Raw genomic sequence first — 14,006 nt, 5'->3', positions numbered from 1 at the left:
CAGTCGCCGTAGCTCATTCATTGGTTGCCTTGACCTGCGCTTTCGATCCACACGACGCCGTGACAGCACAGTCTCGTAACGGAGACATCCCAGAGTCATCTCGGTAGCTTCTCCCTACAGGGCGACCACGCCGAGACTTCGGTTCCGCACGTCCAGGAGAGACAGTGAACGCCAGAACCACCAGAGTCCTTCAGTGCTCGGCCGTGCTCGTCGCCGCCGGGCTTGTCCTCACCGCCTGCGGCTCCTCCGACAGCGGCAGCTCGCCCGGGGAGTCGAAGAGCCCGTCGTTCTCGGGCCGCGGCCCGATCACCTACGCGGCCGCCAAGGACAGCTCCGGCGTGGTCCAGAAGGTCATCGACAGCTGGAACGAGCAGCACCCGAAGGAGAAGGTCACCTTCGTCCAGCTGCCTGCGGACGTGAACCAGCAGCGCCAGCAGATGATCCAGAACGCCGAGACGAAATCCGACGCGTACACGGTGCTCTCCCTGGACGTGGTGTGGACCTCGGAGTTCGCCGCCCACCAATGGATCGACCAACTGCCCGCCGCGCAGTTCCCGCTGGACAAGATGCTCAAGCCGACCGTGGAGACGGGCCAGTACCGCGACAGCCTGTACGCGGTCCCGGCCAGCTCGGACGGCGGCGTGCTGTACTACCGCTCCGACCTGCTGAAAAAGGCGGGCGTCACCGCCGCGCCGACGACGTGGGCGGAGATGAAGGCCGCCTGCGCCAAGGTCGAGAAGCTGCCCGAGGCCAAGGACATGGACTGCTACGCGGGCCAGTTCCAGAAGTACGAGGGCCTCACCGTCAACTTCGCCGAGGCCGTGAACTCCGCCGGCGGCGTCATCACCGACGCCGCCGGCAAGCCGAACGTCGACACCCCCGAGGCGACGAAGGGCCTGGACTTCCTCGTCGACTCCTTCAAGGACGGCACGATCCCCAAGGAAGCCATCACCTACCAGGAGGAGGAAGGCCGCCAGGCGTTCCAGTCCGGCAAGCTCGTCTTCCTGCGGAACTGGCCGTACGTGTACTCGCTGGCCCAGAAGAGCAAGGTCAAGGGCAAGTTCGCGGTCGCGCCGCTGCCCGGCCTGACCGGCGCCGGCTCCTCCAGCCTGGGCGGCCACAACGTGGCCCTGTCCTCCTTCGCCAAGAACAAGGCCACGGCACTGGACTTCATGAAGTTCTTCACCAGCCAGGACACCGCGACCACGTTCCTCAAGGACGCCTCCATGGCCCCGCCCTACGCGGCCCTCTACGACGACCAGGCACTGGTCAAGCAGTACCCGTACCTGCCGGTGCTGAAGAAGTCGATCCTGGGCGCCGTGCCCCGCCCGCGCGTGGTGCAGTACGGCGACGCGTCCTCCGCGATCCAGCAGGAGGCGTACGCGGCCCTGAGCGGTGACAAGTCCAGCGCGCAGGCGCTGAAGGACCTGCAGGACGAGCTGCAGAAGTCCGCAGCTCAGTGAGGAGGAAAGCCGTGGTCGACACCAAGATCCCACCCGGTACCGGCGCGGACCCGACCGGCAGCCCTGCCGGGAAGAGCCCCGCGCCGGTGAAGGGAAGCAAGCGGGCCTGGGCGACCGCGGCTTCGGGACGGACGGCGGCACTGCTGGTGTCGCCGACCCTCCTGGTGCTCACCGTCGTCGTCCTCTACCCCACCATCATGGCGATCAGAGAGTCGCTGTACGGGGCCAAGGGCCTGGACCCGAAGACCGGCTTCATCAGCGACACCGAGCCGTTCGTCGGGCTGCAGAACTACGCCGACATCTTCGGCCAGGCCGGCGACCGGTTCTGGAACGCGTTCTGGAACACCACCTTCTTCACCGTCGTCACGGTGGGCCTGGAGACCCTGATCGGTGTCGCGATGGCGCTGATCATGCACAAGGCGTTCAGCGGCCGGGCCCTGATCCGCGCGAGCATCCTGATCCCCTGGGCGGTGCCCACGGCCATCTCCGGCCTGCTGTGGCGGTGGATCTTCAACAGCGACGGCATCGCCAACGCCCTCATCGGCCACCAGGTCCTGTGGACCACCGAGGGCTTCCACGCCAAGGTCGCCGTCATCATCGCCGAGGTCTGGAAGACCTCCCCCTTCATCGGGCTGCTGGTCCTGGCCGGGCTGCAGGTCATCCCGAAGGAGGTCTACGAGGCGGCCCGGCTCGACGGGGCCGGACCACTCGCCCAGTTCTGGCGGATCACCCTGCCCCTCGTCAAACCCGCCCTGCTGGTCGCCGTGCTCTTCCGCTGCCTCGACGCACTGCGCATGTTCGACCTGCCCTACCTCCTCATCGGCGCCCAGAAGAACTCCGTGGAAACCCTCTCCATGCTCGCCCAGAACGAGGCGTCCAACATCCGCTTCGGACCGGCCGCCGCCTACGCGGTACTCCTGTTCGTCTACGTCTTCCTCATCGCGCTCGGCTTCGTCCGGCTCCTCGGTACAGACCTCGTCGGAGACGTGGGCGGCTCGGCCGGGCCAAAGCGCAAGAACAGGCTCCGGCGCACCCCGGCGCCCAAGAGCGCGGAGGTGCCGGCATGACGTCGACCGCGAAATGGCGAACCTGGCTGCTCTACCTGGGCGTTGCCGGAGTGGTGGCCTACTGCCTGGCCCCCTTCTACTGGATGCTCATCTCCAGCCTGCGCAGCAGCTCCGACATCTTCGACACCTCGCTCCTGCCGACCTCGGTGTCGTTCGAGAACTACCGGGCGGTCTTCAGCCCCTCTCAGGGATTCGGCCGCGCGCTGCTCAACAGCCTGATCGTCTCCGGCATCACCACCGTGCTGGCGCTGCTGCTGGCCACGTTCACCGCCTACGCGATGGCCCGGCTGAACTTCCGCTTCAAGCGGCTGATCCTCACCCTGATCATCGCCACCTCGATGTTCCCGGTCGTCTCGATCGTGGTCCCGCTGCTGAAGCTGTTCACCGACATCGGCTGGATCAACACCTACCAGGCGATGATCGTGCCCAGCATGTCGTTCGTGCTGCCGCTGGCGGTGTGGAACCTGACCACGTTCTTCAAGCAGATGCCCGACGAGCTCGAAGAGGCCGCGATGATCGACGGCTGCACCCGAGGCCAGGCGTTCCGCAAGGTCATCATCCCGCTCGCCGCACCGGGCATCTTCACCACAGCGATCATCGCCTTCATCGCCGCCTGGAACGAGTTCCTCATCGCCCTGTCGATGACGAACCGGCCCAGTATCCAGACCGCGCCGGTCGCCATCTCCAAGTTCACCGGCGCCACCCAGTTCGACATCCCGTTCGGCAGCCAGATGGCCGCGGGCGTCCTCGTCACCGTCCCCCTGGTGATCATGGTGCTCGTCTTCCAGCGCCGCATCGTCGCCGGACTCACCGCGGGCGCGGCCAAGTAACTCCTGACCGCCGCACCGCACCTTCCCCCACTCTCAAAGGACCCTTCAGCACCATGTCCTCCACCACGCACTCACCCTGGTGGCGCAGCGCCGTCATCTACCAGGTCTACATCCGCAGCTTCGCCGACGGCGACGGCGACGGAGTCGGCGACATCGCCGGCCTGCGCTCCCGGCTCCCCTACCTCAAGTCTCTCGGCGTGGACGCCCTGTGGATCAACCCCTGGTACAAGTCCCCGATGGCGGACGGCGGCTACGACGTGGCCGACTTCCGCGCCATCGACCCGCTGTTCGGCACGGTCGCGGACGCCGAGCAGCTCATCGCCGAAGCCCACGAGCACGGGATCCGCATCATCCCCGACATCGTGCCCAACCACACCTCCGACGAGCACGCCTGGTTCCAGGCAGCACTGGACGCAGGCCCCGGCAGCCCGGAACGCGAGCGGTACGTCTTCCGGCCCGGCCGCGGCCCCGACGGCGCCGCCCCGCCCAACAACTGGGTCTCCTGCTTCGGCGGCCCGGCCTGGACCCGCCTGCCCGACGGCGACTGGTACCTCCACCTGTACGCCCCCGAACAGCCCGACCTCAACTGGCAGCACCCCGACGTCCACGCCGAGTTCGAGTCCATCCTGCGGTTCTGGTTCGACCGGGGCGTCGACGGCTTCCGCATCGACGTCGCCCACGGACTCGCCAAAGACCCCGAACTGCCCGACCTGCCACCACGCCCCGACACGGCACACGGGCAGCCCCTCCACCACGCCCAGCACCCGCACTGGGACCGCGACGAGGTCCATGACATCTACCGCGCCTGGCGCAAGGTCGCCGACGAGTTCGACGGCGACCGGGCCTTCGTCGCCGAAGCCTGGGCCGACACCCCCGAACGCCTCGCCGCCTACGTCCGCCCCGGCGGCCTGCACACCGCCTTCAACTTCGACTTCCTCATGGCCAGCTGGGACCCCAAGGACCTCCGCACGGTCATCGACGACTCCCTCGCCATGCTCAGCGGCGTCAGCGCCCCGGCCACCTGGGTTCTCTCCAACCACGATGTCATGCGGCACACCAGCCGCTACGCCCGCAAGACCGTCGCACGATGGGTGCCCAACCAGCGCTACCAGCCGGAAGGCACCGTCGACCTGGACCTTGGCACCCGCCGCGCCCGCGCCGCCGCCCTGCTCATGCTCGCCCTGCCCGGCGGCGCCTACGTCTACCAGGGCGACGAACTCGGCCTCCCCGAAGTCGAGGACCTGCCCGAGTCCGTCCTCGAAGACCCCATCTGGGAACGCTCCGGCCACACCGACCGCGGCCGCGACGGCTGCCGCGTGCCGATTCCCTGGTCCGGACAGGCGGCGCCGTTCGGCTTCAGCCCCGAAGACGCCTACGCCGCACCCTGGCTGCCCCAGCCCGCGAATTGGAAGCAACTCACGGTGGAGGCACAGACCGGCGACGAAACCTCAATGCTGGAGCTCTACCGCACCGCCCTTCGCCTGCGCCGCGAAAATCCCGCCCTCGGCGACGGCACCATGACCTGGCTCGACGCCCCCGCCGGCGTCCTCGCCTTCCGCCGTGACGCCGGCTTCGTATGCGTGGTCAACCTCTCCGGTGAGGCGTACCAGCTGCCCGACCACAGCTCCGTCCTGCTGGCCAGCGGTCCCATCGAAGACGGCGTGCTGACGACGGACCAGGCGGCCTGGCTCACCGTATAGCCACACGAAACAAGGAGCAGCAGCTTTCCCCTGATCCGCCAGGGCCTGCCCGGTGTCACTCCCCGCCGATCGGGCAGGCCCTGGCCCATGCGTGGAGATCGCTCACAGCCACGCAGGCAGGGCCCTGAGGCGTCGCGTCGCCCAGCCGGGCGCTGCTGGTCCGTCTCACGACCGGGCAGTCGGGTGCAGGCCGGCTTCTCCGGGGATGTTCTGAACGGGGCCGCAGGCGATTGCGCTGCGACTGGTGATGAGCCTGGACGCACGGCTTCGGACCCGATCGCAGGCCCGCACGTAAGACCACGATGACGGGCGAGGCATGAGTCGGCCGCAGGTCTTCGACCAACCGCAGCTTCACACCTGCGCAGTGGGAAACAGCGCTCCGGGCGCCAGGTCCAGCCTGGTGGCGACGACGTCCTTGGGCGGGGTGAGGTCCAGGTGCCAGTCGCCGAAGCGGCGTATGGTGCGGGTGATCAGCGGGCTGACAGTAGCCAGGTCGTCGGGGTCCACGAGATGGCCCTCGGCGGCAAGGGCGTTGGCGGCGTCCGTGATGTCCAGCGCGGTGGAGTAGATCGCGCAGTTGGCGATCAGCTCGTTGAACTTCACGACTCGCTCCTGGTAGTCCGGGTCGTTGTGGCCTATCAGCCGTCCGCCGATCATCAGATGCGCGGCGAAGCCGTGGAACGCCTCCGTACGGTTGGTGATCGCCGTGATCTGGTCGCGCAGCCCGGGCTCGGACAGGTATCGAAGGAGCGTCACGGTCCTGACAGCCCTGCCCAATTCACGGAGCGCCTTGTAGATCCGGTTGCGCTTCGAGTGGTTACCCAGGCGGCGCAGCAGCGTCACCGAGGACAGCCGACCCTCCCGGATCGAGATCCCGGTGCGCAGCAGGTCCTTCCAGTGGCGTTCGATGAGAGCCCAGTCGATGACGTTGTCGTCGAACAGGGAGTCGATGTGCTTGTACCGCACCTTGGCGTGAGGCCGGTAGAAGTTCAGGTCGTGCCAGTTGCGGATGCGGGGAAGAAGGTCGAATCCGAGGAGCGCGGCCAGGCCGAACACCGGCAGCGAAGCCCCCTGCGTGTCGGCATGGATGGTGTCGGGCTGGATGTCGGAGACGTTGGACAGCAGCGAGTCCAGCAGGTACACCGCCTCCCACACCCCGCACGGGATGAAATGGGAGAACAGCGCGATGTAGTTGTCGGACACCAGCCGGAACGCCAGGGCCCCGAACCCCCCGTATCTGACGTGGGACTCGGCCCGCAAGCTGTCTTCCCAGGTGTCGATCTGCGAGCCGTCGGTGGCTGCGGTCGACCCGTCGCCCCACATCGCGGCGACATCCAGCTTCGCGAAGGCGTTGACCACGTCCGCCGACGCCTTGTAGATCTTGTCGGGGGTGGCGTGCTTGTTCCCGGCCGTGTAGATCTCGTGGGCGCTGACCCCGCGCATGTGCCGGGCGACCTCGGTCGGCCCCAGATTCCCGCCATAGGCGAACGCGGTCACCACGTACCGGCCCAAGGTGTCGCGGATCTTCGGATCGGAACCGGAAGCCGGGCCGAAATGCCGCGGCCAGCCCGTCAGGTGGGCAGTGCGGGCCAGGATGTCCAGCAGCGCGCGGTCGGGCAGCCGGTCCAGCACCGCGGCCTCCAGCGCGATCGCCGCCGGCCGCCGCTCGGCGCCCTTGCGCCGCGCCAGCACCGGGCGGCCGCCCTCCAAACGTAGGTCGGTGTTGGCCGGGTAGCCCGCATCGACCTCCGTGGCCGTCTTCGTCAGCAGCGCCCGGTAGTGCGCCGCGAGCGCCTTCGCGTCGGTCGGGATGCCGGCCTGGGTGCAGAACTCCGTGACCTTGTCCTCGCACTCCTCCCAGCTCATCAACTGGGCGTGCAGGTTGGCGTACGAGTCCGAGCCAACCACCGCGATGTCCCCGGACCGCAGTTCGGCGGCCAAACGGGAGAACACGCACACCTCCAGGTGCCGGCGGGCCAGCATCCCCGGACGGCGCCGGTCGCGCAGCGTGCGCCTCCACAAGAGCCCAGCGAAGGCGTCGACGTCGACCGTCAGCACCACGTCCTTGCCCTCACGCTTGACGGTGACGCTGTCCTCGATCCACTCCGCGCGCCGGTCCAGATCCCGGTTGGCCTTGACGAACTCCAGCGCGTCCAGCACCGACCGCTCCGCGGACGTCGCCTCCAGCTCGATCGCGTCCACCAGCGTGAACAGCACCGGCCGGTGCGACTTGTAGTACTGCTCGCACAGTGGCAGGTAGTTGTTGCCGTGGTGCGCGGCCACCGCCTCGTGCGACGCGCTCAGCGCCGCGATGCCTCCGCCAGCCGTCAGCGCTGCCAGGACCATCTCCCCAGTCCGCGCCGCTGCGGACCTCCCGTCTTCGGCCGCGGGTTCTGCAGGTTGAACCGCGCCGTCGATGGTGCCGCTGCCGGTCGCATCGGTCGTCGCGGCGCCGGTGTCCTTCTCGGCGTCGGGCTCCTTCGCCGTGTCGGCCGGTTCGGCAGCCTCGCGCACCGCGGCCAGAACATCGCCGAACACCTCCAGAAGCCGCTCGGACTCCGCGCGGTGCTCCTCGCGAAGCTCCTCCAGCCGGGCCCGGCCCTTCTTGTGGATGACCGCCATACGCTTGCAGAACATCTCGGTCACCTCGTCCCGAGCGGAGGTACGCAAAACGTGGATGAAGCTGGCCAGCAGCGTGAACCGCTTCTCCTCGCCGATCTTGACGAGGTCCGCGACGTCGGTGACCCGTGCCTCACCGGCGAAGTGCGAGATCTTGCCCGGCGGGACCCCTTTCAGCCACGCCTCGGTCGGCCCGAGCGCGTCCAGGTCGGCAAGGTGCGCCAGGCGGACCTTGAACTTGCCGATCGTCGCGGCCTTCGCCGGGTCCTTCAGCCGGTCGAACCGGCTGCGCCGACTGGACGGGTCCACCACCACCAGCTCGGCCAGCCTCGCGCGCTGCCCCGCACTGATCCGGCCAGCGACAGCGGTGAACACGTCCCGGTTCACCTCGGCGCGGATCCTGGCCACCATCCGGTCCAGCGTGGTGTATCCGGGCAACTCCCGACCAGATTCCAGCAACTCCTCCAACGCCACGTTGATCAGGTCGGCCGGGTTGTCCTTCGTGGCCGCTGCCGCTCGGACCGCAGTCTCGGCGATGCCGCGCACATCCGCCGCGTCGTACTTCACCCCCAGGCGCTCGCGCACGTGGTCGCGAGACCGCGCAGCTGACCGGACCGCTTCCACCCCGACCGCCACACCGTCTGGCAGTCCCAGCGCGGTGCGGATGTGACTGGCCACCGCGTCGGGAACCTCGTCCAGGCCGGGGAAGTGGCGCATCCGCTGGTAGCACTTCAGCCGTATCACCAGCGCGAGGAAGGTCTGGTCAGCGGTTGTCTTCCCTCGCGCCCAGCCGACCTCGCCCGCCGTGGGTGTGAACGATTCCACCAGTTCCCGCGCCGTGACGGTCCCGCGGAACCTCGGGTAGGCGGTGCGGTCGATCGACGTCAACACACACCTCGAAGGTCGCAAGGGCCTGAACGACGGAATCCTAACGATCCCCATCCAAGCGACCCGCGCCGACCTCTACCAGCACGGGAACAAGGCCATGGCACGTTTCGCTCGTATTCCGGCCCCAGCCCGGATAGAGCAGGCGAAGAACTTCTCCGCCGCCGCCGACACCGTCGACCGCGCGGGCCACGGCACGCACGTGGCGTCGACGATCGCGGGCTCCGGGGCCGCGTCGCCCGCCGGCACGAAGTACGAGGGGGTCGCGCCCGGCGCGCGGCTGCTCGTCGGCAAGGTGCTCGACGACTCCGGTGAGGGCGACGACTCCGCCGTCATCGCCGGTATGCAGTGGGCCGTCGCGCAGGGCGCCAAGGTCGTCAACATGAGCCTGGGCGCCACCGACACCGCCGGTATCGACCCGGTCGAGCAGGCCGTGAACGACCTGTCGGCGTCGTCCGGCGCGCTGTTCGTCGTGGCCGCCGGGAACGAGGGGCCGGGCGAGGGCACCATCGGCACCCCGGGCAGCGCCGCCGCCGCGCTCACCGTCGGCGCGGTCGACCGCCAGGACGCCCTCGCCCCGTTCTCCAGCCGGGGCCCCACGGCCGACGGCTCCCTGAAGCCCGACGTCACCGCGCCGGGCGTGGACATCGTCGCCGCCAAGGCCGCCGAGGGCTCCATGGGCGACCCCGCCGCCGACGGCTATGTCTCCATGAGCGGTACGTCGATGGCGACCCCGCATGTGGCGGGCGCGGCGGCGATCCTGGCGCAGGAGCATCCGGACTGGACCGGCGGGCAGCTCAAGGCCGCCCTCACCGCCTCCGCGAAGCCGACCGCCGCCACCTCCGCGTACACGCAGGGCACCGGCAGGGTGGACGTCACCAGGGCGATCGGCCAGCGGCTCACCAGCGGCCCGACCTCGCTGAGCTTCGGCACGCAGGCGTACCCGCACACCGACGACCAGCCGGTCGCCAAGGACGTCACGTACCGCAACGCGGGCAGCGAGCCGCTCACCCTCGACCTGGCCACCGAGGCCTACGGCAACGACGGAAAGCCCGCCGCCGAGGGCCTGTTCACCGTCTCGCCGCGGCAACTCACCGTCCCGGCGGGCGGCGAGGCGACCGCCACCGTGACCGCGGACACCCGCGTGGGCACGGCGGAGGGCAGCTTCGGCGGCGCGCTGACCGCGACCACGGCCGACGGCGCGACCACCGCGCGTACGTCGATCGGCGTCGTCCGCGAGGTGGAGTCGTACGACCTGACCGTCAAGCACGTCGACCTGAAGGGCAAGGCCGCGGCCGACGGCTCGACCGGTATCTACGGCCTGGACAACAGGGTTTGGACGGACGCCGCCGACGAGCGGGACGGCGAGGTCACCATCCGGCTGCCGAAGGGGCGTTACGCCCTGGAGGGCGTGATCCCCACCGGCACCACCGGCTATTCCGTGCTGCTGCACCCGAAGTTCGCGCTGACCAAGGACACCACCCTGGTCATGGACGCCCGTAAGACGAAGCCGGTCAAGATCACCGTGCCGGACGGCGCGGCCAAGCCGACGGGCGCGATGTTCTTCTTGCACGTCAACGTCAACGGCAGGCCGTACACGTCTCTTTACGACGCCCCGTCCTTCGGCGACATGCGCGTCGGGCAGCTCGGCGGGCCGGTGCCGGCGGCCGAGGCGTCCGCGATGTACCACGGCATCTGGACCCACAAGACCGTCAACTACCGGCTGGCCTGGAACCGTACGGGTGACCTGTCCGGCTTCACGCAGAACGTCAAGCCCGCACAGCTCACCAAGGTCAACGTGGTCGTCGGTGCGCCCGTCAAGGGCAAGACGACGACGATCGTCGCCGCGCCGCTGATGCCCGGCGGGTTCTACAACCCCTTCGTGACCGAGGGCCGCCTGCCGCTGACCGGTACGGACTACGTCCTGCCCAACGGGATCAAGTGGTTCTACCAGGCGAGCCAGCTCGGCCCCCTGGACGAGGAGGGCGACCCGACCTGGGAGAACACGCAGGTCAGCGCGCCGACGGCGTACGCGGCGGGCCGCACCTACACCCAGCGCTTCAACATCGGCGTCTTCGGCCCGTCGCTCCCGTCCGGCCCCCTCCCGACCGGCGACGACCGGCCCGGAGCGGTCCGCACCGGCGACGCCTTCGCCGCGTACCTGCCGCTGTTCTCCGACGGCGTCGGCAACCAGGGCACCTCCGACCACACGAAGGCCACCAGCTCGCTCTACGCCGACGGCAAGAAGATCTTCGCCGTGAACGACGAGCTGAACGGCGGCGACTCGTACCCGCTCCCGGCGGACAAGCGCACGTACAAACTCGCCGTGGACGTCTCCCGCTCCCCGGCACAGTCCGCGGTCAGCACCCGCACGACCGCCACATGGACCTTCACCTCGGCACACGTCTCCGGCAACACCCCGAAGCAGCTCCCCCTGACGGTCGTCCGCTACACCCCGGCGCTGTCAACAGCCAGCACCACGAAGGCGGGCACGACCCTGACCATCCCCTTCACCCTCCAAGGCGCGGCCACGAAGGTCACCACCCTGCGCAAACTGGCCTTCACCGTCTCCTACGACGACGGCAAGACCTGGAAGAAGACCACCGCCGTGAACGGCAACCTCCTCAAACTCCACAGCCCCACCAACCCCGCCCCGGTCTCCCTCCGTGTCACCCTCACCGACGCCTACGGCAACACCCTGACCCAGACCATCTATCGGGCCTACCGCACCACCAAGTAGCAGCCCAGTAAGCCCAGTTGGCCCCCGCCGGTTCGCCCGGCGGGAGCCTCGGCATGAGGGTGGTCGGCATTGCACCGGCTGATCACCGTACGTAGGGTCCCTCCATGCGCGATGAGATCACGGCGAGGGTCGGCCACGAGTTCTACTCCTTCGACGGCCGGATACTGGAGATCTTCGGCGGGGAGTACCCCCGCCGCTACCACATACGGCATCTCCATCTGAGCGTGACGGGCCCGGACCGGAAGGGGAGGCGAACCGTGATGATCGCCCACGGTCGGCCGGAAGCCCCGGGGAGCAGCCTCACCTGGCACCCCACGGCCGCGGAATGGGAACAGTCCCCCGATCTGGCCGCGCTGCTCGAAGCGGTACAGGCGAGCATCGGCTCCGCCTCGGGACCCCGCCCGGTGTGACCTCATTCGCTCACGCGCGCCGCCGTCATCGCCGCGAACGTCGTCTCCCAGAGGTGGTCCAGCAGGGCCCAACGCGCCTGGTCATCGACCGGACCTCGGGGTGGACGGACGCCCGGTGGCAGGACGAGCGGTACGGGGGCCCGGTGGGCGGAAACCGGCTCCGGGGGTGCGGCGAGCGGCAGTTCGGCCCAGACGACCTTGCCGCCGACGCGGGGGCGGTAGACGTCCCACCGCTTCGCCAGCCCCTCGACGAGCAGCAGTCCGCGCCCGCCGACGGTTTCGGGGCCGGGGTTCCCGCGTACCGGCGGGTCTTCCGTCCTGTCCCAGACCTCAACGTACAAAACGGCTTCCAGGGCGCGGAGTTGGATGCCGATGACGGCGCCGGTCCTGACGGCGTTGGTGACGAGCTCGCTCATGACCAGCTCCGCCGTGTCGATGTGCGCGTCGAGACGCCACCGCGTGAGGGTCTGCCGAACGAACATCCGCGCGCAGGGGACTGCCGTCGGCACGGGGGTCAGTCGCAGCGTCGTGCAGAGGAGGGGGATCGGGTCCACGGTGTCGTCGTCCACGGTCGTCACGTCGCCCCCTCCTTCGAGGAGACGTTCAGCTCGGCCCACACGGTCTTTCCGATGACCCTCGGCGTCACGCCCCAGGCGTCGGCGAGCGCGGCGACGATCTGTAGGCCCCGGCCGCCTTCGGGTTCGTCGCCGCCCTCGACGACGAGCGGAACAAGCTCCGGCATACCGCTGGCCGCGTCGCGGACTTCTACGCGGAGACGATCGCCGTCAAGGTGGTAGCCCACCACTACGTGACTGCCCCTCATCGTCCGGCCATGGATTACCGCGTTCGTCAACAGTTCGGTGACTACCCACTCCAATGAGTCAGCGACGGGACCAGGTAAGCCCCACTCGCGGGCGAGGACTCTGGCCTCGGCACGGGCCCTCAACACGGATGGGCGAAATCTCCTGTACCAGACTTGCAAACACCTGGATTCAGCCATACTCGGTCCCCTCGGACGGGTTCACGGGCGGGCGACAGCAGAGGCTGACACCGCGTAACCGGGCGCTCCTCCACGGTAGATACTGTGCACTGTAGAGACCCTAGAGTGTCAAGTACCCACTTCGAGTGACCACGAATGCCTGTTGCCCTTACCAGGACGTGAGCGGCACACTTGACCTGCGAGAAGCAGTAGGAGAGGCGGCCGACCGGTGCCCATCAACAACAACCCGACGTTCCGTCAACGGCAGTTGGCGCGGACGCTGCGCGAGCTTCGGACCGCGGCCGGACTCACGCACGCCGACACCGCCAAGGTGCTCGGCTCGGCGGAATCGAAGGTCGGCCGGATCGAGAACGCCCAGTCCGGTATCCGCCTGCCCGACCTCCGCGCCCTGATGGACGCGTACAACGTCACCGACCCGACCGAGCGGACCGCGATCGAGAAGCTGTCGCGCGAGTCCCGGCAGAAGGGTTGGTGGAGCCGGTACGTCAACGTGGTCGATCCCGCGTACGCGGCGTTCGCCGCTGTCGAGTGGGACTCCTCGGAGCTGTACAACGTCCAGACCAACCTGGTGCCGGGGCTCTTGCAGACTCCCGAGTACACCGAAGCCCTGATCCAGTTGCAGGTGCCGGAAGCCACACCGGATCACGTGGAAGCTCAGGTCAGTGTGCGTCGGGAGCGCAAGACCATCCTGACCAGGGACAACCCGCTGCAACTGTGGGTCATCATCGCCGAGAACGTCCTGTACCACCAGGTCGGCAAGCCCGATGTGATGAGGGGACAGCTCGAGTCTCTGATCGCCGACAGCAAGAAGCAGCACATCGAGCTTCAGGTTCTGCCGCGCGAAGACCCCATGAACGCCTGCCTGTTCGGGCCGTTCGTGATCATGAGCTTCCCCAGCTCGGCGGAGACCGACGTCGTCTATACCGAGTCGCCCACCAGCACCCTCTATTACGAGGAAGCCGCCGACGTCGAGACGTACACCACGCTGTTCCGGCGTCTGAACATGGCCGCAGCGAACGTCAGCAAGTCCCGGGCGCTCATCCAGAACGCCCTTCACGAAATGGAAAAGGGCCCATGAAGCCAAACACCGGACCCGCTTCGGCCCCACTGGAGTGGGTGAAGTCCTCGTACTCCGGAAACAACGGCGACTGTGTTGAAGTCGCCGTTCTGCCTGGTGGCACCCGCGCGATACGGGACAGCAAGGACCCGGGCGGCCCCATAGTCGAGTTCTCGGCCGAGGGGCTCGCCGCGTTCATAGCCGGTGCCAGTGCCGGTGGCGTCGGGGTCTGATC

Annotated in this window: 11 protein-coding genes; 8 read left to right on the top strand and 3 right to left on the bottom strand. The window is 68.5% G+C overall.

Annotated elements, in window-relative coordinates:
• Positions 1-164 precede the first annotated feature (164 nt).
• From BMZ82_RS31140 to BMZ82_RS31125, 4 genes are read left to right on the top strand one after another with little or no spacing between them, the layout of a single operon-like run.
• Positions 165-1,463, top strand: a complete 1,299-nt coding sequence (locus tag BMZ82_RS31140; protein ID WP_093780745.1) for an ABC transporter substrate-binding protein — start codon at positions 165-167, stop codon at positions 1,461-1,463.
• A gap of 11 nt (positions 1,464-1,474) precedes the next feature.
• The gene (locus tag BMZ82_RS31135; RefSeq protein ID WP_256252209.1) at positions 1,475-2,530 is read left to right on the top strand and encodes a carbohydrate ABC transporter permease; all 1,056 of its coding nucleotides are present in this window, start codon (positions 1,475-1,477) and stop codon (positions 2,528-2,530) included.
• Positions 2,527-3,360: a carbohydrate ABC transporter permease gene (locus BMZ82_RS31130; RefSeq protein ID WP_093780744.1), complete on the top strand. Its 834-nt coding sequence runs from the start codon at positions 2,527-2,529 to the stop codon at positions 3,358-3,360. Before BMZ82_RS31135 ends, BMZ82_RS31130 begins: the two co-directional genes overlap by 4 nt.
• A gap of 53 nt (positions 3,361-3,413) precedes the next feature.
• On the top strand, positions 3,414-5,060 hold the full coding sequence (locus tag BMZ82_RS31125) for a glycoside hydrolase family 13 protein (RefSeq protein ID WP_093780743.1): 1,647 nt from the start codon (positions 3,414-3,416) through the stop codon (positions 5,058-5,060).
• Positions 5,061-5,411: 351 nt separating this feature from the next.
• On the opposite strand, the gene BMZ82_RS31120 is transcribed toward BMZ82_RS31125, so the two are convergent.
• Positions 5,412-8,567 (bottom strand): Tn3 family transposase, encoded by a 3,156-nt coding sequence (locus BMZ82_RS31120; RefSeq protein ID WP_093780742.1) that lies wholly within the window; start codon positions 8,565-8,567, stop codon positions 5,412-5,414.
• A gap of 97 nt (positions 8,568-8,664) precedes the next feature.
• On the opposite strand from BMZ82_RS31120, the gene BMZ82_RS31115 reads away from it, so the two are divergent.
• Positions 8,665-11,304 carry a S8 family serine peptidase gene (locus BMZ82_RS31115; RefSeq protein ID WP_256252208.1) on the top strand — a complete coding sequence of 880 codons (2,640 nt, stop codon included), beginning with the start codon at positions 8,665-8,667 and terminating at the stop codon, positions 11,302-11,304.
• A gap of 104 nt (positions 11,305-11,408) precedes the next feature.
• Complete coding sequence (locus BMZ82_RS31110) at positions 11,409-11,714, top strand: hypothetical protein (protein WP_093780741.1); 306 nt, start codon at positions 11,409-11,411, stop codon at positions 11,712-11,714.
• A 2-nt stretch (positions 11,715-11,716) separates the two neighbouring features.
• On the opposite strand, the gene BMZ82_RS31105 is transcribed toward BMZ82_RS31110, so the two are convergent.
• Both BMZ82_RS31105 and BMZ82_RS31100 read right to left on the bottom strand, forming a co-directional pair.
• Positions 11,717-12,292: an ATP-binding protein gene (locus BMZ82_RS31105; RefSeq protein WP_256252206.1), complete on the bottom strand. Its 576-nt coding sequence runs from the start codon at positions 12,290-12,292 to the stop codon at positions 11,717-11,719.
• Positions 12,289-12,714 (bottom strand): ATP-binding protein, encoded by a 426-nt coding sequence (locus tag BMZ82_RS31100; RefSeq protein ID WP_093780740.1) that lies wholly within the window; start codon positions 12,712-12,714, stop codon positions 12,289-12,291. The genes BMZ82_RS31105 and BMZ82_RS31100 overlap by 4 nt, the downstream gene beginning before the upstream one ends.
• A 208-nt stretch (positions 12,715-12,922) precedes the next feature.
• Here BMZ82_RS31100 and BMZ82_RS31095 point away from each other — a divergent pair, with 208 nt between their 5' ends.
• Entirely contained in the window at positions 12,923-13,792 is an 870-nt protein-coding gene (locus BMZ82_RS31095) for a helix-turn-helix domain-containing protein (protein WP_093780739.1), read from the top strand.
• A complete protein-coding gene (locus BMZ82_RS31090) occupies positions 13,789-14,004 on the top strand; it encodes a DUF397 domain-containing protein (protein WP_093780738.1) in 216 nt (71 codons plus the stop codon). The genes BMZ82_RS31095 and BMZ82_RS31090 overlap by 4 nt, the downstream gene beginning before the upstream one ends.
• The last annotated feature ends 2 nt before the right edge of the window (positions 14,005-14,006 follow it).

Source organism: Streptomyces sp. yr375 (assembly GCF_900110755.1).
GTDB lineage: Bacteria > Actinomycetota > Actinomycetes > Streptomycetales > Streptomycetaceae > Streptomyces.
The sequence above is the reverse complement of the archived record's forward strand: the minus strand, read 5'-3'. Positions and strand labels throughout refer to the sequence as shown.

Excerpts from the sequence above, each read along its gene's own strand:
- BMZ82_RS31115 (WP_256252208.1), top strand. The coding sequence starts at position 8,665 with ATGGCACGTTTCGCTCGTATTCCGGCCCCAGCCCGGATAGAGCAGGCG.
- BMZ82_RS31090 (WP_093780738.1), top strand. The coding sequence starts at position 13,789 with ATGAAGCCAAACACCGGACCCGCTTCGGCCCCACTGGAGTGGGTGAAG.
- BMZ82_RS31110 (WP_093780741.1), top strand. The coding sequence starts at position 11,409 with ATGCGCGATGAGATCACGGCGAGGGTCGGCCACGAGTTCTACTCCTTC.
- BMZ82_RS31100 (WP_093780740.1), bottom strand. The coding sequence starts at position 12,714 with ATGGCTGAATCCAGGTGTTTGCAAGTCTGGTACAGGAGATTTCGCCCA.
- BMZ82_RS31130 (WP_093780744.1), top strand. The coding sequence starts at position 2,527 with ATGACGTCGACCGCGAAATGGCGAACCTGGCTGCTCTACCTGGGCGTT.
- BMZ82_RS31125 (WP_093780743.1), top strand. The coding sequence starts at position 3,414 with ATGTCCTCCACCACGCACTCACCCTGGTGGCGCAGCGCCGTCATCTAC.